The 22,748-nt window shown below is 67.8% G+C and carries 22 protein-coding genes; 12 read left to right on the top strand and 10 right to left on the bottom strand.

The window, feature by feature from the left end; translation table 11 throughout:
• Positions 1-7 precede the first annotated feature (7 nt).
• Positions 8-3,133: an efflux RND transporter permease subunit gene (locus NXI30_09530; GenBank protein ID MCR9094447.1), complete on the bottom strand. Its 3,126-nt coding sequence runs from the start codon at positions 3,131-3,133 to the stop codon at positions 8-10.
• 14 nt (positions 3,134-3,147) lie between these two features.
• Positions 3,148-4,305 (bottom strand): efflux RND transporter periplasmic adaptor subunit, encoded by a 1,158-nt coding sequence (locus tag NXI30_09525; GenBank protein MCR9094446.1) that lies wholly within the window; start codon positions 4,303-4,305, stop codon positions 3,148-3,150.
• A gap of 862 nt (positions 4,306-5,167) precedes the next feature.
• Between NXI30_09525 and NXI30_09520 the strand changes: the two genes are divergently transcribed.
• Positions 5,168-6,241, top strand: a complete 1,074-nt coding sequence (locus NXI30_09520) for an AI-2E family transporter (GenBank protein ID MCR9094445.1) — start codon at positions 5,168-5,170, stop codon at positions 6,239-6,241.
• A gap of 18 nt (positions 6,242-6,259) precedes the next feature.
• Here NXI30_09520 and NXI30_09515 read toward each other — a convergent pair whose 3' ends face one another.
• Positions 6,260-6,469 (bottom strand): hypothetical protein, encoded by a 210-nt coding sequence (locus NXI30_09515; GenBank protein MCR9094444.1) that lies wholly within the window; start codon positions 6,467-6,469, stop codon positions 6,260-6,262.
• Positions 6,470-6,639: 170 nt separating this feature from the next.
• Between NXI30_09515 and NXI30_09510 the strand changes: the two genes are divergently transcribed.
• The 5 genes from NXI30_09510 to NXI30_09490 all read left to right on the top strand — a co-directional run bounded on the left by NXI30_09510 (position 6,640) and on the right by NXI30_09490 (position 12,400).
• The gene (locus NXI30_09510; GenBank protein MCR9094443.1) at positions 6,640-8,562 is read left to right on the top strand and encodes an alpha/beta hydrolase; all 1,923 of its coding nucleotides are present in this window, start codon (positions 6,640-6,642) and stop codon (positions 8,560-8,562) included.
• 32 nt (positions 8,563-8,594) lie between these two features.
• A complete protein-coding gene (locus tag NXI30_09505; protein ID MCR9094442.1) occupies positions 8,595-9,551 on the top strand; it encodes a DUF4105 domain-containing protein in 957 nt (318 codons plus the stop codon).
• A 233-nt stretch (positions 9,552-9,784) separates the two neighbouring features.
• The gene (locus tag NXI30_09500) at positions 9,785-10,642 is read left to right on the top strand and encodes a transporter substrate-binding domain-containing protein (GenBank protein MCR9094441.1); all 858 of its coding nucleotides are present in this window, start codon (positions 9,785-9,787) and stop codon (positions 10,640-10,642) included.
• Positions 10,639-12,105: a M48 family metalloprotease gene (locus tag NXI30_09495; protein MCR9094440.1), complete on the top strand. Its 1,467-nt coding sequence runs from the start codon at positions 10,639-10,641 to the stop codon at positions 12,103-12,105. Before NXI30_09500 ends, NXI30_09495 begins: the two co-directional genes overlap by 4 nt.
• A 139-nt stretch (positions 12,106-12,244) precedes the next feature.
• A complete protein-coding gene (locus NXI30_09490; GenBank protein MCR9094439.1) occupies positions 12,245-12,400 on the top strand; it encodes a hypothetical protein in 156 nt (51 codons plus the stop codon).
• A gap of 24 nt (positions 12,401-12,424) precedes the next feature.
• Here the strand turns inward: NXI30_09490 and NXI30_09485 are convergent, their stop codons facing one another.
• From NXI30_09485 to NXI30_09475, 3 genes are all read right to left on the bottom strand, one after another.
• On the bottom strand, positions 12,425-12,727 hold the full coding sequence (locus NXI30_09485) for a hypothetical protein (protein ID MCR9094438.1): 303 nt from the start codon (positions 12,725-12,727) through the stop codon (positions 12,425-12,427).
• Positions 12,728-12,856: 129 nt separating this feature from the next.
• On the bottom strand, positions 12,857-13,573 hold the full coding sequence (locus NXI30_09480) for a LuxR C-terminal-related transcriptional regulator (GenBank protein MCR9094437.1): 717 nt from the start codon (positions 13,571-13,573) through the stop codon (positions 12,857-12,859).
• Positions 13,574-13,920: 347 nt separating this feature from the next.
• Entirely contained in the window at positions 13,921-14,721 is an 801-nt protein-coding gene (locus NXI30_09475; GenBank protein ID MCR9094436.1) for a protein-L-isoaspartate(D-aspartate) O-methyltransferase, read from the bottom strand.
• Between the two features lie 120 nt (positions 14,722-14,841).
• Between NXI30_09475 and NXI30_09470 the strand changes: the two genes are divergently transcribed.
• Complete coding sequence (locus NXI30_09470) at positions 14,842-15,327, top strand: VOC family protein (protein MCR9094435.1); 486 nt, start codon at positions 14,842-14,844, stop codon at positions 15,325-15,327.
• A 119-nt stretch (positions 15,328-15,446) separates the two neighbouring features.
• On the opposite strand, the gene NXI30_09465 is transcribed toward NXI30_09470, so the two are convergent.
• Complete coding sequence (locus NXI30_09465) at positions 15,447-15,848, bottom strand: TM2 domain-containing protein (protein ID MCR9094434.1); 402 nt, start codon at positions 15,846-15,848, stop codon at positions 15,447-15,449.
• The gene (locus NXI30_09460) at positions 15,845-16,954 is read right to left on the bottom strand and encodes an AI-2E family transporter (protein MCR9094433.1); all 1,110 of its coding nucleotides are present in this window, start codon (positions 16,952-16,954) and stop codon (positions 15,845-15,847) included. Before NXI30_09460 ends, NXI30_09465 begins: the two co-directional genes overlap by 4 nt.
• A 161-nt stretch (positions 16,955-17,115) precedes the next feature.
• On the opposite strand from NXI30_09460, the gene NXI30_09455 reads away from it, so the two are divergent.
• From NXI30_09455 to NXI30_09445, 3 genes are all read left to right on the top strand, one after another.
• On the top strand, positions 17,116-17,466 hold the full coding sequence (locus NXI30_09455) for a cupin domain-containing protein (protein ID MCR9094432.1): 351 nt from the start codon (positions 17,116-17,118) through the stop codon (positions 17,464-17,466).
• Between the two features lie 29 nt (positions 17,467-17,495).
• Positions 17,496-18,083: a hypothetical protein gene (locus tag NXI30_09450; GenBank protein ID MCR9094431.1), complete on the top strand. Its 588-nt coding sequence runs from the start codon at positions 17,496-17,498 to the stop codon at positions 18,081-18,083.
• Positions 18,084-18,238: 155 nt separating this feature from the next.
• Positions 18,239-18,949, top strand: coding sequence for a histidine phosphatase family protein (locus NXI30_09445; protein ID MCR9094430.1), 711 nt, complete (start codon positions 18,239-18,241; stop codon positions 18,947-18,949).
• Here NXI30_09445 and NXI30_09440 read toward each other — a convergent pair.
• Positions 18,946-19,989, bottom strand: coding sequence for an SDR family NAD(P)-dependent oxidoreductase (locus tag NXI30_09440; GenBank protein ID MCR9094429.1), 1,044 nt, complete (start codon positions 19,987-19,989; stop codon positions 18,946-18,948). The genes NXI30_09445 and NXI30_09440 overlap by 4 nt on opposite strands.
• A 202-nt stretch (positions 19,990-20,191) precedes the next feature.
• Between NXI30_09440 and NXI30_09435 the strand changes: the two genes are divergently transcribed.
• Positions 20,192-20,755, top strand: coding sequence for a hypothetical protein (locus NXI30_09435; GenBank protein MCR9094428.1), 564 nt, complete (start codon positions 20,192-20,194; stop codon positions 20,753-20,755).
• Between the two features lie 33 nt (positions 20,756-20,788).
• The gene (locus NXI30_09430; GenBank protein MCR9094427.1) at positions 20,789-22,003 is read left to right on the top strand and encodes a TraB/GumN family protein; all 1,215 of its coding nucleotides are present in this window, start codon (positions 20,789-20,791) and stop codon (positions 22,001-22,003) included.
• 28 nt (positions 22,004-22,031) lie between these two features.
• Here NXI30_09430 and NXI30_09425 read toward each other — a convergent pair whose 3' ends face one another.
• Positions 22,032-22,718, bottom strand: coding sequence for a PaaI family thioesterase (locus NXI30_09425; protein ID MCR9094426.1), 687 nt, complete (start codon positions 22,716-22,718; stop codon positions 22,032-22,034).
• Positions 22,719-22,748: the final 30 nt, after the last annotated feature.

The following is a 22,748-nucleotide window of genomic DNA, read 5'->3' as shown; positions in this document are numbered from 1 at the left end:
GCGCGGCTCACCCGGTGCGCACGCGGAAGAAGATCGCGTAGAGCACGGGCACGACGCCGAGGGTCAGGACCGTCGAGAAGGCGAGTCCGAAGATGATCGCGATCGCCATCGGCTCCCACATCGGACCGCCGCCGAGATAGAGCGGGACGAGACCGAGAATCGTCGTAGCGGTCGTGAGCAGGATCGGCCGCAGCCGCGCTTCGGCCGCAAGGGGGATCGCTTCCGCCGGCGTGCGCCCGTTCTCGTCGATCTCGATCTGGATGCGGTCGAGCAGGACGATGGCGTTGTTGATCACGATGCCGAAGAGCGAGATCACACCCAGGAAGGTCATGAAGCCGAAATACGACCGTGCTACGAGGAGCCCGAGCACGACGCCGATCAGTCCGAGCGGAACCGTGAGCAGCACGATGAGCGGTTTGCGGAACGAGTTGAACTGCGTGACGAGCAGCAGCAGGATGATGCCGGCACCGAGGGGCAACTTGGCGCCGATCGAAGCGTTCGCCTTGGACGAGGCTTCGTCCTCGCCGCCCAGCTCCCAGGTCGTGCCGAGGGGCCAGCGCTTCGAGGTCTCCTCGAGCCACGGCACGATCTCCGCCGTGACCCCCGAGGCGAGGGTGCCCGGCGCGACGTCCGACAGGACGGAGACGGAGCGCGACCCGTTCCGGCGGAGGATCTTCGAGGGCTCCCACACGATCTCGGCGGTCGCGATCTCGCTGAGCGCGACGGTCTGGCCCGTGCCCTGGACGTAGATGTTCGCGGCGGACAGGGCGTCCAGGCTGAGGCGACCCTCCTCGTTCGAGCGCATCGTCACCGGGATCACCTTCTCCGCCTCGCGGTACTGCGTGACCTCGAGCCCGGTGAAGAGGGTCTGGAGCGACAGGGCGACGTCCTGGCTCGTCGCCCCGACGTTGCGGGCGCGCACCTGGTCGACGGTGATGAGGATCTTCTTCGTGCGCAGGCCCCAGTCGTCGCCGACGTTGCGCGCGGTGGGGAGGGTCCGCAGATGCGCCTTCACCTCTTCGACGGTCTCGAAGAGCGTCGTCGCGCCGTAGCCTCCCTCGGTGATCCGGATCTGGATCGGGTGGCTCACCGGGGGACCGAGGCGTCGGGGGTGGACGTTGGCCAGGACTTCCGGGTGTCGCGTCCAGAAGTAGTCGCGGATGTCGGCGATCGCGGCGTCGCGCGCCTCGTGGGACGTCGTGCTCACCAGCATGATCGCGTAGGCGGGGTTCTGGGGCTCGGGCCCGTAGCTCAGGTAGTACCGCGGTCCGCCGCGCCCGATGAAGCTGCCCCAGTCGAGAATGCCCTCGTCTCGATCTTCGCCGACGAGCTGATGCTCGACGAGATGGGCCTCGAGGCCTTCGACGACGTGTCGTGTGTACTCGATGTCGGTGCCAGGCGGCAGCTCGATCTCGACCTCCAGACTCGGTCGATCCGAGGGAGGAAAGAAGAGCGCCGGCACGAAGCGCGCTCCCCAGACCGAGGCGACGAACGCGAGCACGACGACCGCGATCGTGAGCGCTCGATGCCGCAGGAGGTTCGTCAGGACCGTGCGGTAGGCCCGATAGAAGGCCCCCGACCGTTTCGGTCCGGTCTCGTCCGCGGGTGCGCGGAGCAGGGTCGCGCAGAGCATCGGCGTCATCGTGAGCGCCAGGATCCAGGAAGCGAGGAGCGCGATCGTGACGACGGTGAAGAGCGAGGCGGTGTACTCCCCGGTGGCGGATTCCGCGAGGTAGATCGGCAGGAACGCGGCGCTGGTCGTGAGCGACGCGGTCAACAAGGGGACGCGGAGCTCCTTCGCGGATCGGATCGCCGCGTCCTTTCCGTTCTCGCCGCTCTGCATGCCGACGACGATCGACTCCGCCACGACGACGCCGTTGTCGACGAGCATGCCCAGCGCGATGATCAGCGCCGCCAGGGAGATCTGGTCGAGGCCGATCCCCGTGAGCTGCATGACGAGGAGCGTCGTCATCATGGCCATCGGGATCAGCGCCGATATCACGAGGCCAGTGCGCAGCCCGAGGAAGACGAGCATCGCGGCCATCACCACGACGACCGCCTGCACCAGATTGGACACGAAGCTGTCGATCACCTGTCGGACGTCGTCGGGCTGGAAGATGATCGGATCGAGCTGGAGTCCGATCGGGTAGATCTCGTTGAAGAAGCGGATCAGGTCCTCGACCTGGTCGCCCAGCGCCGTGAGCCGTCCCCCCTCGCGCATCGAGACCGCGATGACGAGCGCCGCGGTCTTGGGGTCGTCGACGGGGAACGTGGGCTCCAGCGCGTGGTAGAGTACGGCGCCTCGTCCGGTATGCACGCGTTCCACGGGCGGGTCGATGTAGTCGCGTCGGATCTCGACGATGTCCTCGAGATAGAGGACCTCGTCGCTGTCGCGAAGCTGGAGAATCGCTCGGCGTACGTCCTCGAGGGATTCGAAGCTGCCCGAGGGCTCGATCACGATGCGCTCGGGCCCGAGTCGGATGCTGCCGCCCGGCGTCACGATGTTTTGCGCCTCGAGGATGTCGGACAGCTCGGTCGGGGCGAGACCGAGCTCCGCGAGTCGAGCGTTCTCGTACTCGATGAAGATCCGCTCCTCCTGCACGCCGAGGATCTCGACTTTCGCGACGTCGGGAAGCTGGAGAAAACGGTCGCGGGTCGCGTCCGCGACCTCCTTGAGCTCGGCGTAGCTGAAGCCGTCGCCGGTCAGCGCCATCACGATGCCGAAGACGTCGCCGAACTCGTCGTTCACGATCGGATCGAGCGCGCCCCTGGGCAGCTGCGGTGCCTCGCGCTCGATCTTCCGTCGGAGCGAGTCCCAGATGGGACGCATCTCCTTGTACTTCTCCTGGATGTTGACCGTGATGATCGAGACGCCGGTCTTCGAGGTGCTCTCGACGCTCTCGAGCTCGGGGATCTCCCGGATCGCACGCTCCAGGTTGTGGGTGACCAGGTCTTCGACGCGCTCCGGACTTGCGCCGGGGAATCGGGTGATCACCTGCGCGGTGCGGATCACGAAGCCCGGGTCCTCGGCGCGGGGCAGGCCATTGAACGCGATCAGTCCGCCGAGGAGTGCGACCGCGAGCAGGGCGATCGTGACGCGGTTCTTCTCGATGGCGAGTCGTGTGAGGTCCACGCGGTCTCGCTCCGCTATTCGCGGTACATGATGCGGACGGTCAGTCCGGGCTCGACGAAGCGGAGCCCGGCGATCACGACCTGGTCTCCTGCCTCGAGACCCTTCTCGATCTCGAGTCCCTCGGTGGTGAGCTCGCCGATCTCGACCTCGCGACGCTCCGTACGGGCGAGCTCGCCCTCGGTCGGCTCGGCGACGTAGACGAACCGGCCCGCTGCGTCCTCGGCGACCGCGAAGCTCGGCACCATCAGCTTGGGGGGACCTTCGCCGCGTTCACGCGAGAATCGCATGGTCACTTCGGCCACCATGCCCGAGCGGATGCGCTCGTCTCCGTTCAGAAGGCGCGCGGTCACGGGAAAGGCAACACGCCCCGAGCTGACGCCGATCTCGACGATCTCGGCGGGGAAGACCGTGTCCGGGAGGGTCGTGAAGCGGACCGTGGCGGGCATCCCGCGCTCCACGGAGCCGACCACGCTCTCGGGTACGGTGAATGCGAGCTCGGGACGTCCTCCGGCGTTGAGGATGACGATCGGCGTGCCGATGTTCACGTTCTCGTTGCGCTCGACCGGCGCCGAAGCGATCAAGCCGTCCGTCGGCGCGTGCAGCTCGGCGTAGCCCAACCTCGAGCGGGCGAGCGCGACGGCCTGGGCCTGGGCCTGCAGGTGGGCTCGGGCCGACACGGCCTCGGTTTCCGCGGCCTCCAGCTGGTTGTCCGAGGTCGCGTCTCGATCATGGAGCACCTTCGTCCGTTCGTACTCCGCCTGCGCGTTGCGGTCGCGGGCGCTGGCCTCGGCGTAGCCGGCCTCCGCCTGGCGCAGCTCCAGCTTGAGATCGCTGTCGTCGAGCGCTGCGATGACTTGACCCTGGCGCACGGTCTCGCCCACGGAGACGAAGAGCTCGCGGATCTGTCCCGCCACTTTGAAGCTCAACTCGGATTCGCTGCCAGCCCGTGCGCGGGCGGGGAAGCGCCGTTCCGTCACGTCGGATCCGGGCGCGACCGGATGGACGAGGACGGGCCGGACGACGGGGTCGGCAATGACGTCGGTCTCCGAGCAACCGGCGAGCGTGGTCGCCAGACCGCCGACGAGGAGAAGGACGGCGCGTCGCGTGGCGTTCGGGCCGCGGACGGCGGCTCGGGCGGGGAGCAGGTCGGACGAAGGAGGGATAATCGCCATCTCGCGAGCAGCATAGCTCCGCGACCCTGGAGGTCGTGGGACCGTGGTCCCCCCGCCTTGCTTTGGTGGCAGCTGGGCCCTCGACGATCGGATGGGACGCCATGCTGTCCGAGGGGTCCGGTGGACACAGGCGTTGCCGTCGAGGTCTGGTTCGCGAGAGTTCCCGTCGGCCACCGGGAGGTCGAGGTCATCTCGACTCCCTGCGGTCCGGGGATCGGAGAACCCAGCGTTGGCTTCCTCGTATCGGGCGTCGCTTCGGGGCGCAGAAAGACTCTCATGGGATCCGTCGAGGAGAACGTCATCGAGCTGCGCCTCGCGCGACCGCGGGTCTTTCGTATCGAGGGAGACCGGATCTACGCCGGGACGGGCGAGCTGCGGGACGGCACCGTTCGGGTCGTCACGCCTCAGGACGGGCCGCTCGAATTCTCGGCGGACGAGCTTCGCAGCATCGACTACACCTCGGAGGAGGAGCGGAGAGACTGGCGTATACAGGTCGGGCCAATCCCGCTGCTCGCTCGGGCAAAACGGACCAGGCAGCCTCGACGGCCAGCGCGAAGCTGGACCGGCGCACCGCCTTCACGCGGTGGACGACGAGGTCCAACGGAGCCTTCAGCAAGACGGAGGGAGACGGCACCGCGAACAACCACCGAGCATGGACCCGGTTCGACTTCCCCCAGGACATCCACCTGGCTGTCGGCGGATATCCGGATCGAGTCGAGGAGCCCGAGCGCGACGAAGACGGGCAGCGCCCGAATCGAAATGACTTCCGGTTGACGGTGGGTCTCAGCCTGGTCTTCTGAACGCGATATAGAGAAGAGAGAGGACGAGTCGGTCGAGGCCGACCCTACGGAGGAATCCGATCATGCCCGAGAGAGAATTCGAATCCCATCGGCTCTTCGAGATCGTGATCCGACTCGGCGTGCTCGGCGTCCTGCTCTACATGACGATCCGTGCGATCGCGCCGTTCCTCGAGATCCTCGTCTGGGGCATCATCCTGGCGGTCGCGCTCGGTCCCGCCCATCTCTGGTTGAAGCAGCGCCTGGGCGACGCGGCCGGGCGAGCCGCCGCGGTGCTCACCCTCGGTGCGCTGCTCTTCATCGTGGTGCCCAGCTTCCTGCTCGGTGACGCGCTCGGCACGACGGCGTACGAAGTGGCCCAGGAGGTCGCCGACGGCGAGATCGAGATCCCGCCGCCGCCCGCTTCGGTGAAGGAATGGCCCGTGGTCGGCGAGCGCGTCTTCGATACGTGGAGTCAGGCCTCGACCAACGTCGATGCGGTACTGAAACGCTCATCGAATCGCCTGGTCGAGCTGGGCGCCAGTCTGGTGCGCGCGGCCGGCGCGGCCGTGCTGGCGCTCCTCGAGTTCGCGGGCTCCCTGATCCTGGCCGGCTTCCTGCTCGCCCAGCGGGAGCGGACGACCGGGTTCGCGAGGGCTCTCTTCGATCGGCTGGCGCCCCAATCGGGCGAACGCCTGCTCCTGCTCAGCGAGCAGACGGTCCGCGGCGTCGCCGCCGGCGTGGTCGGCGTCGCGATCATCCAGTCCGTCCTGGTGGGGCTCGGGCTGCTCGTCGCGGACGTCCCCTTCGCCGGCGTCTGGGCTCTCGTCTGCCTGATCCTGGGCATCATCCAGCTGCCCATGGGCATCGTGGTCATCCCGATCGTGATCTACCAGTTCTCCGCCATGCCCGTGCTCGAGGCCGGCCTGCTCGCGGCGTACATGGTGCCGGTCATGCTGGCCGACAACGTGCTCAAGCCTCTGTTGATGGGTCGTGGCGTCGAAGCCCCGATGCTCGTGATCTTCATCGGAGCCCTCGGCGGCTTCGCGGCGAGTGGGTTTCTCGGCCTCTTCACCGGTGCAATCGTCGTGGTGCTCGTGAACGACCTGCTTCTCGCCTGGCTGCGCGCGGACGGTGAATCCGAGAGCGCGGTTTCGTGACGTTTGGCGCCTCGCACGTCACATGGCCTGGTCGAAACCGGGCGCCGTCGTGCACGTCGCGAGGAACGGGTAGCCGTTCCCGATCGAAGCCTTCGTCGCGACCAGGATCGTGACGGCGAAGGGCAGGCGCCCGTTCGCGACGGCGAAGAAGCGCTTCCCCTCGGCGACCGGGCGAGGGTGCGCGATCCCGTAGATCAGCAACGGGACGAAGAGGAGGCACTCGGTCACGCCGATCGTCAGGGGAGGATGTCCCGAACGCGTGCGCCAACCGAGAGCGCGGGTCGCCTCCGTCTCGTGGTGGGTTCGATCGCGAAGGGTAGAATCTACCCGTCGGAGATCGGGCGGTCAGTGCTTCGCGGTCATCCGACACCCGGCGCGACTCTGGACAGCGAGGCCTCATGCGTTCCCGATCCATCTCCGTCCCGGCCGTTCGGTTCGCAGCCCTGCTCCTCGTCGTGGCGCTCTTCGCTTCCGCCTGCGCCTCGCCGATCGGCGTCAAGCGCGTGGATTCGCGCGTCGTCCAGCGCGAGCTCACGCAGAGCATCCTGAATTCGAGGGATCTCAGCGACCCGACCCGGAACGTGCTGCGTCTCGCCAACCTCGAGTCGGATTTCTCGAAGCGGCCCGCGGACGTGATCGAGCTCGTGCACCGACTGCTTCTGGAAGACGCCCAACGGGGCGAAGTCGTCTCGGCGCGCACCCTGATCTCCCTCGCGGAGCTGAGCTTTTCTCACGCGGAGAAGACCAGGGACCGCCGCTATTTCCTTGCCGCCGCGTTCTACGCCTGGCTCTTCCTCTTTCCGAATAACGCTGCCGTGGCTCCCGATCCTTTCGATCCGCGATTGCGCCTCGCCGCTGATCTCTACAACCGGAGCGTGACGCTCGCTTTCGTAGATCAGATCTCGGACAAGGTACGCCTCGAGGCGGAGACGATCCCGCTTCCGGTCGGGGAGCTCGAGATCTCGCTGGACGAGTCGAGTCTCGTCTGGGGTGATCGCAAGCTGGTCGACTTCGTTCCCGTGTCCGAGCTCGAAGTCCGCGGGCTTCGCAATCGCTATCGCTGGCGCGGCCTCGGCGCGCCTTTCGCTGCCGTGCTCGAGCCGGTCGCGCCCGATGATCGTCGCGATGCCTACCTGAGCCCGCGTCTGCGCCTGCCCGTCGCTGCGCTGCTTCGTTTCGAGCGCAACGAGGAGATGATCGAGACTGGCGTGGTCCGCGCACGACTCGAGATCCACGCGGCACCGGACGGCGAGACGGTCGAGATCGAAGGGCGTACCGTTCCGCTGGAGATGGAGCCCACGTCGTCCATCGCGTCGATGATGACGGATCGCAATCCGCTCTGGAGGGACCTGAAGCGTTTCTTCGCCGGCGATCTCGCCCAGGCACGGGACGGACTCGTCTCGCTCGATCCCTATCGACCGGGCCGGATTCCGGTCGTCCTGGTGCACGGCACGTTCTCGAGCGCCTACACCTGGGCGGAGGTCGTGAACGACCTGACGAACGATCCGGAGATCCGCAGTCGGTTCCAGTTCTGGGTCTTCGACTACAACACGGGCAATCCGGTCGCCTACTCGGCCTGGCTGCTTCGCCGCGCGATCGACGACCTGGTCACGAGCCTCGATCCCGATGGCCTCGATCCGGCACTCCAACGCACGATCGTCGTCGGTCACAGCCAGGGTGGCCTGTTGACCAAGCTGATGGCGGTGGATGCGGGCCTCTCGCTCTGGCAACTCCTCAGCGACAAGCCGCCCGCGGAGGCCGAGCTGGACCCGGAGAGTCGCGAGATCCTCGAAGGCTCGCTCCTGGTCGATCCGCTGCCCATGGTCGAGCGCGTCGTCTTCATCGCGACGCCCCATCGCGGGAGCTACATGGCGAATCGCAGCATCGCGAAATGGATCGGTCGTTTCGCGCGGAGTCCGATCGCCGTCGCCGACGCGGTCGTCGAACTCGCGACGGACGACGCCGAGGCACAGTCGCGCCGCGAGCTCGCGCGCACCTCGGGCTCGATCGACAACATGTCGCCGGGGAACGACTTCCTCGCCGCGCTGGTCGAGCAGCCGGTCGTTCCGCAGATCACGAGCCATTCGATCATCGCGGTACGGGGCGATCCAGACCTCGAGGACGCGGGCGATCGAAGGAAGGCCTCCGACGGCGTCGTGATGTACGAGAGCGCGCGGATCGACGGCGTGTCGTCTCAGCTCGTCGTGCCGAGCGGTCATTCCTGCCTGAATCATCCGTGGACGATCGGTGAGCTGCGGCGGATCCTGCTGTCGCACGTGGGTCTCGAACGGCGCGGACCGGAAGAGCTCAACCTCCCGTGAGGAACTTCCTCGCGCTTTTGCTCGCTCCGGGAATGCTCCTCGTTCATCTCTGGAGCGTGGCAGCGATCTGGATCGACGGGCCTACGAATCGAGCGGCAGCCGTCCTGTCGATCGTGGTCTACGGCGTCGCCGCTGCGGGTGCGGCGAGACTCGGCCGGGGACCGGTTCGACGGGTCCTGCTGAGCGGAGTGCCCTTCGTCGTGGTGGTGGCGTGGTGGCTCTCTCTCGCGCCCAGCAACGACCGGGAATGGCTGCGGGACGTGGCAAAGCTGCCGCGTGCCGAGATCGACGGTGACCGGCTCGTCGTCCACAACGTACGCAACTTCGAGTACCGCTCCGAGGAGGACTACACGGAGCGCTGGGAGACCCGGGAGTACGACCTCTCGAAGCTCCAGGGCGTCGACCTGTTCCTGTCCTATTGGGGCTCGCCGCACATCGCGCATACGATCGCGAGCTGGGACTTCGGAGACGGGCGCCCCCTCGCGATCTCGATCGAGACGCGAAAGGAAGTGGGGGAAGCCTACTCGGCGGTGCTCGGCTTCTTCCGCCAGTTCGAGGTCTACTACGTGGTGGCGGACGAGCGGGACCTGGTCGGCCTGAGGACCAACCATCGGGGAGAGACGGTCTATCTCTACCGCCTGACGGTTCGCGCCGACGTCGCGCGTGCGATCCTGCTCGACTACTTCGAGGAGATCAACGCGCTCGGCACGGAGCCGGTCTGGTACAACGCGGCCTCGCACAACTGCACGACGACGATCCGGCACCACGTCCAGCACGTCGCCCGGGGCAATCCCCTCGACTGGCGTCTGCTGGTGAACGGCTACATCGACGAGATGGGGTACGAGCGCGGGAATCTCGACACCCGTCTGCCCTTCGAAGAGCTGCGGGCGCGCAGTGAGATCGGGGAGCGGGCCCGCGCGGCGGGGGACGCACTCGATTTCTCCCGCCGAATCCGCGAGGGTCTGCCGGGCGCGCGTGGTCCGGAGTGATGGCTCCGATCCCGACCGACAAAGTGGACCCCGCGCATGACTGCCGCTCGCGTGGTCCCCTCTACGACGCTATGGCCGTCCCGATCGCGGGCCGTCTCGCCTTCGCTACGGTGCTCACGCTGGGCCTGGTCCCCGTCCTCCGAACGATCCAGGTTCGGGTGTCCTCGCCCTCCTGAGGTCGTCGCACCGTCCATTCACTATTCGTCCGCGAAACACCCGGAGAAAGCTCGACCATGAACCCGAACTCCCGATCGCCGTTGCGACGGATCGCACGACTGCCCGTCGTGCTCCTCGCCCTTCTCCTCGTCGTGCTCGGCTGCAATGGGGCGGGTTCGATCCTCGGGACCGACGCCGCGAACCGCGAGGCCCTGCACGACATCATCGATCGAGGCACGCTTCGCGTCGGCACGTCGGGAACCCAGCCCCCGCTCACGATGAAGAACCAACGGGGGGATCTGATCGGGCTCGACATCGAGCTCGCCCAGGCCCTCGCCGACGCGATGCAGGTCGACCTCGAGCTGGTGGAGACGCCCTTCGCCGAGCTGCTCCCGAACCTCGAAGCAGGTCGGATCGACCTCGTGATCTCGAGCCTGACGATCACGCCGGCCCGCAACGCCCGCGTCGCGTTCGCGGGGCCGTACATGATCTCGGGCTCTTCGCTCCTCTCTCGCGCCGACCTCGTCGACTCCCTGGCAGATGCTTCGGCGATGAACGCCGCGGAGAGAAGCTGGGCGGCGCTCCGAGGCTCGACCGGCGAGGCGCTGATCCTCGATCTCTTTCCCCTCGCCACCTACATACCGCTCGAGGACGCGGGGGCGGCGGTCGCGCAGATCAGCTCGGGAGAGATCGACGGTCTCTTCGCCGACGTCCCCTTCGTGCAGTTCCAGCTCGCCCGACATCCGGGGCTCGGACTGGCGTCCCTGCCGGCCCCGTTCACGACCGAGCCACTCGGGGTGGCGCTCCCTCCGAATTCGCCGCTCTTCGCGAACCTCGTCCAGAACTACCTCAACACGCTCGAGTACACGGGCGAGCTGATGCAGCTGAAGATGCACTGGATGAGCGCGGGCGACTGGCTCTCGGAGATGCCGTGAGGTCTTCTCGCAGGTCGACTCGCCTCGTCGGTGTCGTGCTCGTCGCGCTTCTGCTGGCGTGCTTCGGTTGCGCGTCGTCGGGCTCGCGGAACAAGGAAGCCGCCGACGAGCGCGCCAAGGAACGTCGGCGGACGGTGATCATGACGACCCAGGACAACGTCCGGGTCGGCCGCGAAGGGGCGGAGCAGGTCGCCGCGCAGATCGGCACGCTCGACGACCCGGAGCTCGTCGCCTACGTCGAGCGGATCGGCAAGAAGCTCCTGCGTGGCCTGCCGTACCGAGACTTCGCCTACAAGTTCGCGATCGTGGACCAGATGGAGCCGAACGCCTTCGCGCTCCCCGGCGGCTACGTCTTCGTCTCGCGTGGTCTCCTCGCTCTCGCGAACACCGAGGACGAGCTCGCCAACGTCATCGGGCACGAGATCATCCACGCGGCGCGCCGGCATTCGCAACAGCAGCAGGCCGTGGCCAGGAGCCTGCCGAAACTCTCGATGCCCTGGACGCGGGCGAAAACGCTCGCGGCCTACGGGCGCGACATGGAGCGGGAGGCGGACGAGCTGGGTCAGCGCCTCGCCGCGGCGGCGGGCTACGACCCGATGGGCATGTCCACGTTCATGCGCCGCCTCGACCAGCGGGAGCGGCTGCTGATCGGGGCACCGCGCAACCCCACCTTCTACGACACCCATCCCGGTTCCCGCGAGCGTGCCTCGATGAACGCGATGCGTTCCCGGGAGCTTCGTTGGTCACCGGACCCGTCCCTCGGCGACACCCGCAAACGGCTGCTCGACCGGATCGACGGAATGGTGATCGGGGAGCGCCCGGAGACCGGCGTCTTCATCGGCGACTACTTCCTGCACCCGGGGCTCGACTTCCAGATGCGCTTCCCGCCCGGATGGTCGACCCAGAACACGGCCCAGGCCGTCGGTGCGCAGTCTCCACGCCGCGACGCGGTCGTGTTTCTCACCTCGGACCTGCCCAAGGGCGACCTGGTCGAGATCGCGGACGACTTCGTGGAAGAGCTCTCCCAGGATGTCTCCATCGAGGTGCGGCAGAAGAACAAGGTCCGCCTCGGGGAGATCGAGGGCATCCGCTACTCGATCCACGCGGGTCCCGTCGGCGGCAAGGTCGAAGCGCTCGTGACGTTCTTCCCCTTCGCGGAGTCGACGTGGCGGATCGTCGGCGCGAGCCCGGTCGCGGCGGGCAATCGCTATGCGCCGCCGATCCTGCTGTCTACGCGCAGCTTCGGGCCTCTCGATCCCGCCCGACGGGCCGAGATCCGCACGAACCGCCTCCGGATCGAGCTCGCGCGGAGCGGCGAAGACGTCACGACCTTCGGCGCGCGGACCGGGACGCTCTGGTCTCCCGCCGAGACGGCGCTGATCAACGGGCTCCTCGGTCACGAGATCTACGAGGGTGGCGAGCGGATGAAGATCCTTCGGCGCGAAGTGGACGGCACGCAGTAGCCTCCTGGTTCCGACGTCGGTCGCATTGGCGTCTTCCGCGAGCCCGTGTCGGTCGCGCCGGGATTGGTCCAGCCCGGCCATGCGAACGACCCATGTCGGTCATCGGACTTCCCGTCGTATCTCGTACGCTTCCCACGTGATGGGAACCCCGACGAACGATCGGTCTGCGGACGAGATCCGCCCTTGCCGGCCGGTGGCCTCCCCGATGCGAGGTCTCGTGTTCGGGGTGATCTTCGGATCGGGCGTCTGGCTGGTGCTCGTCGCCCTCGCCGCGCTCCTTCGTTGGCTCGTCTGACGCCTCGTCCTCGCCGTGTCTCGATCAGTCGACGACCTCGATCCGCACCACGCGGGCGTGGCCGGACGCGACCATCCATCGCACGTGTCGAACCAGTAGCTCCCAGGCGTCACCGTTCCCGTCGTCGTACGGGGGCAGGTCGAACCGCTTTGCGATCTCGCCGAGCGGTCGCCCCTCGGCAGACTGGTCCTCGAGCCAGGCGTGGAACCACTCGCTCCAGGTTCCGCTCGTCGCGTGCGCGGGCTTGGCGAGAACGTCCAGGAAGAGTCGTTCCTGCTCGCTGCGCGAGAGGCGGTCGAAGTCGCGGTGTCGGTCCGGCTGATGCATGGCGAGGTCTCCTCGTCGTCCCTCTCGTGCGGTCCACGGGAACGGCGGGCGGGAGCTTCGCACTCCGTTCATTTCCCACGATGACCGCGATGGTCCAATCGATTGGCCATCGCGGGACGATCGATCGGTCTAGGAGCCTTTCTGGAGCGCGCGGATGCGATCGATCAGCGACGCCTGGTCCGCGACCTCGAATTTCCGATACATCGACTTCAGGTGGTTGCGGACGGTATGGGGGCTGATGAAGAGCTTCCTCGCGATCGCGGGAACGCGTGATCCCGAGAGGAGTTCGGTCAGGATCTCACGCTCTCGCGGCGTCAGAAGCGCCAGATCGGGATGGTCGTGAGGAACGTCGCCCACGGCCGCGCCGCCGGCGAAGAGGCTGATCGTATGGAGCTCGTCCGCGATCCGGCGCAGGCTCGCCACGAGCCCGGTCGGACGGGCGGTGTCGACGTGTCGAGCCGTCTGCACCTCGCCGAGGTCCATCACCACGGTCACGACGCCGAGGATCTCGTCGTCGTTCCGGAGAACGTGTGGGCAGGAAACGATGGGCAGCGTCCGACCGTCCTTGCGTTGCATGATGGTCACGCGGAGTCGCTCGTCTCCGGAATGGATGTCCTGGAGCTCGGCCTCGAGGGGTTCCCTGAGCTCGGGAGGGACGAGAATGCGGAAGTCCTGGCCGTCGAGCTCCGCGGCGGCGTAGCCGAGCCAGTGGAGCATCCGATCGTTCGCGAAGAGGATCCGACCTGCGACGGTGCGGACCAGCACGCCGGCATTGAGCGTGTCCAGGACGGCTCGGATCTGCCCGTAGGTCGGATGGATGGACCAGGCGCCCTCGTCATTCTCCAATGGCACGTTCCCTCCCGAATCCCGACCTGCGTACCGGGATCGATTCGTTGGACTGTCCGCTACCAGTCGATCGCGACGTCCTCGCGCACCAATCGGCGCGAAGTCGCTCCCTCGACGAACCTGCGGGTCCCGAGCGCGAAGGCGGCCGCGTGCGTGTCGGCCGAGCGCCACTGCGTGATCCGACACTCTCGAAGTCCCGTCCGGACTCTAACATCGTCCTCTCGGCAGGGGACCAGACCCCGGGGAGCCACTGATCGACGGTACGCGGGGACGCGAACCCGGGAAGAGGGCGAGCGGAGGAAGCGCCCGCCGAACGACCGGAGCGACCCACGCCCGGATCGCCTCACCTAACGCCCGTCCCGGATCTCCCCGGTCATCGGCACGAAGCGCACCGCCGTATCCGCCTTCTTCTCGAAGCCGTCTTCGGTCCGGAGGTGGATCTCGAGCATCTGCCAGGGCTCGCCGACGGGAACGACGAGGCGCCCGCCGATCCGCAGCTGTTCGAGGAGCGGCTCGGGTACCCGGGGCGCGGCGGCGGTCACGAGGATCGCATCGAAAGGCGCCTCCTCCGGCCAGCCGCGATAGCCATCGCCCGCGCGGACGTGCACGCGATCACCGTACCCCTCGGCCCGGAGGGTCGCGCGCGCCCGTTCCGCGAGAGCCTCGATGATTTCGATCGACCAGACTTCGCAGCCCATCTCGGCGAGCACGGCGGCCTGGTAGCCGGATCCGGTGCCGACCTCGAGCACGCGGCAGGGCGGCTCGATCCCGGCGAGGTCGCTCATCAGCGCCACGATGTAGGGCTGGCTGATGGTCTGCCCGAGGCCGATGGGGTGCGGGGTGTCCGCGTAGGCACGACGCGGATCGGTGTCCCCTGCGTAGCGATGGCGTCGCACGGTCTGCAGCGCCGCCAGCACGCGCTCGTCCCGGAGTCCGCGTGCGGCGACCTGCTCCTCGACCATTCGTGCGCGCAGCGCCGCGAGGGGCTCGTCTTCGGACTTCGCGTCTCCGCCGTGGTCCCCGGGTCCGATTCCGCAGGCCGCGAGCAGGCCGAGCGCGAGGCCCGCCGCGCCGGCCCGCATGCGCCGCCAGCCGCCAGGCAGGCCGGCGCGTGCGGGCGGAGCGTCGTCGCGGGCGGGTCGCGTCATGGCCGACTCCTTCCCGCCAGAGTAGCGAGCCGTGTGCGTGAGCCCCCGTGGCGGATCCGTTAGACTCGGCGCCCCTCGAGCGGCGTCCGTCTCGTCGCGTCCCCAGTCAGGAGACCCCCCATGTCCGATTCCCGCCCCTTCAACGTCCTCGGCGTCCAGCAGGTCGCCATCGGTGGCCTCGACAAGAACAAGCTCAAGAAGTTCTGGGTCGACATCATGGGACTGACCTACGGGCACTCCTACAAGAGCGAGAGCGAGAACGTCGACGAGGACATCTGCGAGACGGGCGCGGGCGCATTCAAGGTCGAGGTCGACCTGATGCAGCCGATCGATCCCGAGAAGCGCCCGAAGGTTCACGACCCGGCGCTGAATCACATCGGGCTCTGGATCGACGATCTGCGGACCGCCGTCGAATGGCTCGAAGGACAGGGCGTGCGGTTCACGCCGGGGGGCATCCGCAAGGGCGCCGCGGGCTACGACGTCTGCTTCATCCATCCGAAGGGCAACGACGATTTCCCGATCGGCTCCGAGGGCGTCCTCGTCGAGCTGGTCCAGGCCCCCGACGAGGTCATCCAGGCCTTCGCAACGATCGCCGCGGCGAGCTAGCGACTCGTTCGTCGCCGGCGGATGCTCGGCTCCGAGGGCGACGGGCGGGCTCGCGAGCGGAGCGTGGAGCTTCGTGGGCTCGCCTCCTCGGGACGCGGACGAGAGATGAGGGATCGCGTCTAGCCCCGGTGCGCGTTCTCCTCGCTGATCTGGTCGTTGAGCGTCCAGAAGTCGTAGACGACGCCGAGGAAGAGCAGGCCACCGGTCAGGAGGTAGAGCAGGCCGGTCACCCACTTGCCGAGATAGAAGCGGTGGATCCCGAAGACGCCGACGAACGTGAGGAGCACCCAACCGATCGTGTAGTCGAGCGGCCCTTCGTTGAAGCGCAGCTCCGCCGAACGTTCGAGCCGCGGCATCAGGAAGAGGTCGATGATCCAGCCGATCAGGAAGATCCCGGCGGTCAGCAGGTAGATCGTGCCGGAGATCGGCTTCCCGAAGTAGAAGCGATGGGCGCCGGTGAATCCGAAGATCCAGAGGACGTAGCCGACCGCGAGGGAGTGGGTGTCTTCTCGGCCGCTCATGCGGAGGCCTCCGTTTCCTTTGCTTTCTCCTGGGCGAGAGAGCGCTTCTTCTTCGCGGCGATCCCGAAGGCCGGCACGGGGAAAGCGGGTCCGAGAAGCACGGCGACCCATTGGGTCTGCGGTTGGCTGTCGAGCGTGATCCGGAGGATGACCGTCAGCGGGACCGCAAGAACCATCCCGACCGGTCCGAGGACCCAGCCCCAGAAGATCAGGGACGTGACGACGATCAGCGGCGAGAGCCCCATCCCTTCACCGAGTGCGCGCGGCTCGAGGAAGTTGCCGATCGAGATGTTGACCGTCAGGTAGATTGCCGTCACCACCGCGGCGGTCTGGAGACTGTTGTCGACCATGGCGAGGGCGACGGCGGGGATTGCCGCCATCACCGAGCCGATCGCCGGAACGAAGTTCAGCAGGAACGCGACCAGCCCCCAGAGTGGCGCGAACTTGACCTCGAGCAGGAACAGCGACCAGTAGATGAGCACCCCGGTGAGCATGCTGGTGAGCGTCTTGATGCCGAGATAGCGGCGGATCGACGTGCCGATCTCGTTCATCCGCGTCTCCATCTCCGGGGAGTCGCCGAAGGCGTCGCGGACCTTGCGCGGGATGCTCGCGGCTTCGAGCAGGATGAAGCAGACGATCAAGAAGAGCAGGAACGCGTTGTTGAGGAGCGAACCCAGGTTGCCCGCGAGCCCGCCGACCATGCCGAGGGCCGCCTGAGGGTCGAAGGGGTTGGCCGCCTCGGGATTCGAGCCGAAGTCGATCCCGTATTGCTTGAGCGTGGCGGTCAGCGACACGACGAGGGAGCCGAAGCGCTCCTGATAGGACGGCAGCAGCCGGGTGAACTCGTTGATCGACGTGCTCATCAGTCCGCCGAAGACGGCCCCGATTCCGAAGAGCCCCAGCAGGACGATGATCAGCGCGATCGGATTGGGGACACCTCGGTCGCGCAGCCAGAAAAGGAGGGGCGCGCAGAGGAGTCCGATGAAGCCCGCCAACAAGAAGGGCACGAGGAGGGAGCTTGCGGCCTTGAGGCCGGCGACGATGACCACGATCGAGGCCATCGCGAGCAGGACGTTCGAGGTCGGGTGGCTGCGATCAGGCGACACGAGCAGAGGATGCCTCGGCTTCGCGCGGGGGGCCATGTGTCCCGGAACCGGGCGCGTACGGGCTGCACAGGAGCTGCGCGGTGCGACGGGGATCGCCGAGAGCTAGCTTTTCCGCCGTGAGCCCCTCGGTCGGAATCCGGTCGCGGTGGCGGAGATCGCGAATGAGCGAAGAAGCGGCGTGGAAAGCATTCGATCTGGCGAAGGTCGTCTCGATGGCGGAGCAGCAGGACGCGCCCTACCTCGAGTTCCTGCGCGTACCGACCCTGTCGGCGGGAATCTACACCCTCAAAGCCGGCGCGACGGATACGCAGACCACCCACGACGAGGACGAGGTCTACTTCGTCCTCAAGGGCCGCGGCCGCATCACCCTGAGCGGTCAGCCCCAGGAGATCGGGCAGGGCTCGATCCTCTATGTCCCCGCGGATACCGAGCACGAGTTCAGCGAGATCACCGAGGATCTCTCGCTCCTGGTCTTCTTCGGCACGGGCGGTCCATCGGGCGCGGACCTCTGAGCCGCGCGTAGCGGAACGGTCCACCCGCCTTGGCCCAGCTTTCTGCCGACCTCGAGCGTGCCGCCGAGCGCAGCTGCGGACCCTGCTCGGCATGCTGTCACGTGCTGCGGGTCGACGAGCTCGCGAAGCCGGCGGGCCTCGACTGCGAGCACCAGCGAACGGGCGGCGGCTGCGGCATCCACGAGACGCGCCCGTCGATCTGCCGCCGCTACCACTGTCTCTGGCTGCAGGGCGGACTCGAGGACGACGAGCGTCCGGACCGCACCGGCGGAATCGTCGACCTCGAAGCGGTGGGTGCTGCGGTCCAGCTCTCCATTCGCGAAGTCCGCCCCGGCGCGTTCGACACCTCGCCCGCGCTCCAGGCGATCGCCGAGCGCTACCGCAGTCAGATGCCGGTTCGGATCACCGACACCGCCGATCTCGAGAATCCCGATCGCCCCTTCCGGGTCCTGCTCGCCGACGGGATCGAGCAACGGGTCGAAGGGGAACGGATCGAGGTTCACGCAAAGGGTGTGTTGCGAGAGACTCGCCGGTTGCCCTGGCTCGAGCGGATGGCGAGGCGATTGTCGGTGTGGCGGCGACGGCGCGCACTCGAACGCCTCGCCCGCGGGAGATGAGCACCTCGGGTGCAAGTGTGTCGCAATCGTGCCATGTGACACGAAGCCCAGAGCGACCGGCAGTCGCGTCGATCTCAGGTACTTCGAACCATTCGGCCGATGAAGAGAAGCGGGGGCCCGTGTAATCTCGGGTGGCTCGAGGACGAGAGGCACGTATGGAAAACGAGACTCGGTGCGGTCGGCGGATCGCGGCCTTCGTTCGACACGGCGACTTCAATCGACCGGAGAACACGGCGAGCGCCCATTCGCCGCGCGCCCTCTCGCAGCTGGGCCACGCGCAGGCGCGGGCGGCTGCGGCCAGGATCGCTGGACTCTGTCGCGATCACGGGCTCACGATCGACGAGCGGATCGAGGCCTCGCAGCTGCTCCGCGCATGGCAGACGGCGATGGTGCTCGCCTCCGAGCTGGCGCCGGAGACCGGCCGAAGTCATCACGTGATCCAACGCGACGAGCTGATCGAGCGCGGTCTCGGCAGCGCGGCCAACCTGACCTTCGCCGAGATCGCAGAGCTTCTCGGAACGGATCCTCGCCTCGGACCGCTGCCCGAGGGCTGGCGTCGAATGCCCGAGTTCCGACTACCGCTGCCCGGGGCGGAGTCGCTCATGCAGGCGGGCGCCCGGGTCGCGTCGCGCGTGGCGGCGAGCATCGATTCCATTCCGGACGACGATCCCCGGGACGTCGCACGCCTCTTCGTCGCGCACAGCGGATGTCTACGGCACGCCGCGGTCGTCCTCGGGGCGATCGACGTACGGCACGTCGCCGGCCTCTCGATGGACTATCTCGGCTGCGTGCTCCTCGAGAAGAAGCCGAACGGCGATTGGGTCCACCTCGCCGGCGAGTTCTCGAAGCACGTTCCTGGACGTTAGGCGGAAGCTCCGCGTCCCCCCTCGGCGAGCTTGCCGACGTGCCGCTCCTCGAGGTGGCCCGCTTCGTAGAGCCAGCGGACCGTGTCGGTATACGTCTCGCGCGCGCTCCGGAACGTCACGTCGAACTCGCGCGCCGCTTCGTCGCCGCTGGCCCCCGGCCACTGCGTCGCGTACTCCATCGCGTCCCGGGTGAGCGGAAATCGGAAGTCGTAGACGAAGCGCTTGAGCACGTCACCGACACTGCCGAGGAAGCGCAGGGGTCCCCCCGGAAAGGGGAATCGCCAGAGACGGGTCCCCGTCACTTCGTCGAGGATCCGGTACGTCGACGCCCAGTCGAGCATCGGTCCCGCCGCGAGGGCGCGGGCCGCGCCGCCCTCGCGCTCGAGCAGTCGGAGGTGGACGTTCGCGAGGTCGCGCACGTCGACGATCTGGAAGCCGCTCGACGTCGTCACGCCGGTCTGTTTGAAGAAGATGTACACCGCTTCGTTCGCGTCGGAGAGGCCCGGATCGTCGGGGCCGACGATGCCGGTGGGGTAGGACACGCGAATCGGCGCGCCCGTGTCCTGCAGCGTACGGATCACCTGCTCGGCCTGGGCCTTGCTCTTCGCGTAGGCGGTCGTGCCGGGTTGGATCGCCATGTCGAGATGGATCGGGCCCGAGCCGGGCAGGAAGAAGATGCTCGCGCTCGAGACGTAGACGATCCGCGGGAGGCCACGCTTGACCGCGTGGCCGACGACGTTCGCGACGCCGCGCGCGTTCGTCTCGAGGACGCGGTCCGCCATCTTGCGTCGCATGTCGACGAGGGCGGCGCCGTGGTAGACGGCGTCGCAGCCCTCCATGGCGCGCTCTACGGAGGGGAGATCGGCGATGTCGCCCTCGATCACGTCCGCTTCGGGAATGGTGATTCCCTGCGGATCGAAGACCTTTCGGACCTTCTCGCGATCGCGAACGAGGAGCCGGACGTCATGCCCGGCCTCGACGTATCGGCGGACCGTGTGGGAGCCCGCGAAGCCCGTCCCTCCCGTCATCATGACCCGCATCCCGCTCTCCGGACTCCTCTTAGCTCTTCCGAGCTCCCCGCGCGTTCGTCGATTCGCTCGTCGGCGCGAATCCTACCCCGCGGCGTGGGCATGCGGGAACCGAACGCGGCACCATCGGCACACCCGAGCGGCTCCCGCGTCCAAAGCGGGCCCCGGCCGGGCGTCGGACACCGCGCCCCGGGATCGGCGAAGAGAGGGTGGCATGGACGAAGCGAAGACGTGGCGAGACCGACTGCGAGAGCGACTGCAAGGCCGACTCGGTCGTCGCGGCCGGCAGGGCCTGGCGGGGGCGGCGGTGCTCTGGGTCGTGAAATGGGCGGTCGTCATCGCCTTCGTGTTCGCGGGCTGCGGTCCGATCGGCCCGATTCCGGGGGGCGCCCTGGACGGCGAAGTCGGCCCCGCGGTCGTCGCCGACTGGTCCTTCGCGGACGCGGTCGAGAACGCCCAGCTCGAGACGCGCCCGGGCGACCCCCACTCGGTCAACACCTGGTGGGGCGCGGTCGGCGGGAAGCTCTACGTGCCGACGTCGATGATCCTGGGTCCGAAGGATCCGACCGGCCGGAGCTGGGTCGCCCACGTGAGCGACGACGACCGGGTGCGGATCCGTCTCGGCGACCAGGTCTTCGAACGCCGCGCGCTTCGGCTCCCCTACGGCGGGGCGGAATACGAGACCGCGCGCCGGGCGATCGAAGCCCGCTACGACATCGCGGTCGCGGACCGCGATCCCGAGCGGACGGTCTGGGTCTATCGGCTGGATCCACGTTAGGCGCGCGGATCGCGGGGGCCCTATGCTGAGCGCGTGCCCCCTCGCCTCCTGCAGATCTTCGCGAACGCGGTCCTCCTGGCGTACACCGTCGACGGGGCCGTCTCCCTCGTCCATGAGCTGACCCGCTGGACGGCCCTGGAGACCCCTCGCTTCCATCTCGCGAACCTCGCGCTCGGGCTCAGCGTCCTCGCGATCCCGCTCGTCAGCCTCGACCGGAGGCTGCCGCTCCGCATCTTTCTACCGATCATCGTCTCCGCGACGGGCTTCGTCCTCGTCGCCTCGTTCGCCGACGTGTTCGGCACGACCGCGGCCATCGGCATCCCGGCCGCTTGCGTCCAGATGGGAATCGCCGTCTACGCGCACTCGGTGGTCTGGGCCGTGCGCGGCGGCGGGCGCTTGCTCTTCGATCGCGGGTGGTTCGAGAAGCCGGGGGTTTCGATTCCGCGTTTCTTCCTGGTCGGAACGAGCATGATCGCCTACGCGCTCCTGGCGTTCATCGCGTTCTCGCTGACCATCGTCGTCTCATCGCTCACCCGTCTCACCGACGACTTCGTCCGCTTCGACGGGCGAGGCGTACTCATCGGGAACCGCGTCTATCACGCAGGGGATCGAAGGGTCCACCTGATCGGCATGATGCATATCGGGGAGCGCGAGGGTTACGACGCGATCTTCGAAGGCCTCACCCGCTCCGATCACTCCGTGGTCGTCCTGACCGAAGGCGTGACCGACGAGCAGGGACTGCTCGAAGGCGAGCTCGACTACGAGGGGGTCGCGGCCGTTCTCGGGCTCGAGCAGCAACAGCCGATCGAGCGCTACGTGTGGGAGTCGGTGGAGCGAAACGAGGAGCCGGGGTCTCTGCCGGAGTTCCTTCATGCCGATGTCGACGTATCCGACTTCGGCGAAGTGACGGTTGACTGGATCGGCGGGGTCGGTCGTCTCTACGAAACCGACTCGTCCCTGAGCGTGCTGCTCTCCCTCTACCAGCAGCACCTGTCGTCGCCCCAGCTGATGCAGGTCGTGATGTCCGACATCGTCCAGTACCGCAACGAGCATCTGCTCCGCACGATCGGTCGCGAGCTCGAGACGCATCGCGTGGTCGTCGTACCCTGGGGCGCGATGCACATGCCCGGCGTCGCGGGGGTCCTCGAAGAGAAGGGCTTCGAGCCCGGCCCGATGCGCTACGTCCGGCTCATTTCGTGGCGCAACCTGTGGGGCGCGCTCACGGTCGCGGAGCCGGCGAGCTCCTGACGAATCGCCCGGTGGGCTCCGGGCGGGTCTAGCCCTTCGCGGCGCTGCTGCGGGCGAGGGCGTGCTCGAGGAACGAGGTCTTCGGGCGGATGAAGATGCCCTTCGCCTCGGCGCACAGCCGCTCCGTCCCGTCCGGGTCCGTCGTGTGCATCGTGCCCTTGATGAAGGTCTTCACGCCTTCCTCCCCGTCGATCCAGCTGCGCATGCGCACGGGCTGGTGGAGCGGGGTGAGCGAGCGGTAGACGACCTCGAGCGTGCCGGTGAAGCCGCCGACCTCGAGGATCGCGCCGAGGGCGCCGAGCAGCTCGTCGAAGACGAGGGCCACGACGCCGCCGTGGACGGCGGTCGGCGGACCGTTGTACTGGGGCTCGAAGACGTGGGTCGCGTGGTACTCGCGGCCGACGAGCTCGAACTCGATCTTCGGGGCGATCGGATTGAGGGGGCCGACGACCGGGCTGTAGGGGAAGTACTCGGCGGCGTCCTTCGTCTCCGGCGGGGTCTTGCCGTCTTCGTCGTCCCGGAGGATCAGCTTCCGCTGCTGAAACGGTCCGGCGTGGTCGAAGGGCGCCAGCTCGTCGGCGAAGCCGTTCGCCTCCTTCTCGATCCGGCGCAGCACGTCGGGATCGGCCGTCGTCTTGCGGAGATGGGTGATCAGGCGGCGCACGGCGCCGACGGCGCCTTCGAGGGCGTCGTAGTCGGGTTCGGTTCGGTCCATGGATTCTCGGGGCGGATCGCGTAGGGCGGG

The sequence above is a fragment of the bacterium genome (assembly GCA_024742285.1).
Lineage (GTDB): Bacteria > Myxococcota_A > UBA9160 > UBA9160 > UBA4427 > UBA4427.
This window is presented reverse-complemented; position numbering and strand designations above follow the sequence as displayed.